This window comes from Nonomuraea marmarensis, assembly GCF_043197025.1.
Lineage (GTDB): Bacteria > Actinomycetota > Actinomycetes > Streptosporangiales > Streptosporangiaceae > Nonomuraea > Nonomuraea marmarensis.
In genome coordinates this window covers 1-1,070 of the sequence record NZ_JBICRM010000116.1, presented here as the reverse complement: position 1 = coordinate 1,070, position 1,070 = coordinate 1, and the positions used below count along the sequence as shown (strand labels likewise).

Sequence of the window (1,070 nt, the reverse complement as noted above, 5' to 3'; positions counted from 1 at the left end):
TTCGGGGTCAGTGGGACGAATGCGCACGTGATCGTGGAGAGTGCGCCGGAAGTGGATCCTGTGGCGTCGGTGGGGCTGCTGCCTGGTGCTGGGGTGCTGGTGTGGGTGGTGTCGGGCAAGAGTGCGGGGGCGTTGCGGGCGCAGGCTGGGCGGTTGCGGGAGTTCGCGGCAGGGGTGTCGGACGAGGAGTTGGCGGGGGTGGGCCGGGTGTTGGCTGGCCGGTCGGGGTTCGCGCATCGGGCGGTGGTGGTGGCCGCTGATCGGGGGGAGTTACTGGCTGGGCTGGAGGCGGTGGCGGCGGGCACGTCGCATGGGTCTGTAGTCGGTGGGGTGGCCACGGCTGCTGTCGATGGGGCGGTGTTGGTGTTTCCGGGGCAGGGCTCGCAGTGGGCGGGGATGGCCGTGGAGTTGCTGGACTCCTGTGCGGTGTTCCGGGCGGCGGTGGAGCGCTGTGATGGGGTGCTGGTGCCGTTGACCGGCTGGTCCGCGAGCGCGGTGTTGCGTGCGGAGGCGGGGGCTCCGGAGCTGGTCGGGTCGGTGGTGGTGCAGCCGGTGTTGTGGGCGGTGATGGTGGCGCTGGCCGAGGTGTGGGCTTCGGCGGGGGTGGCGCCTCAGGTGGTGGTAGGTCAGTCGCAGGGAGAGATCGCGGCTGCCTATGTGGCCGGGGCGCTGTCGTTGGAGGACGCGGCGCGCGTGGTGGTGCTGCGCAGTCGGGCGCTGGAGCGGATGTCGGGCTCGGGTGGGATGGCGGCGCTGGATGTGCCGGCCGGCCATGCGCGGGAGTTGATCGAGGCGCGGTGGGTGGATCGGTTGTGGGTGGCGGTGCAGTCGGGTCCGGCCAGTTGCGTGGTGGCCGGCGACTCGACGGCGTTGGACGAGTTGGTTGATCTGCCTGGGGTTCGGGTGCGGCGGATCGCGGTGGATTACGCCTCGCACACTCCGCACATGCGGGTGCTGGCTGCGGAGCTGGAAACGGCGCTGGCCGGCGTGCAACCCGCAGATAGTGAGGTCGCGTTCTGCTCTTCGGTGGTCGGCGATCTGCTGGATGGGGCGGGGTTGTCGGGCCGGTA

Annotated in this window: 1 protein-coding gene; it reads left to right on the top strand. The window is 71.1% G+C overall.

Translation table 11 applies throughout. The features are described 5' to 3' along the window. Positions 1-27 precede the first annotated feature (27 nt). Positions 28-1,070 (top strand): acyltransferase domain-containing protein (locus ACFLIM_RS50200; protein WP_393178026.1); only part of this gene is annotated, 1,043 nt, incomplete at its 3' end.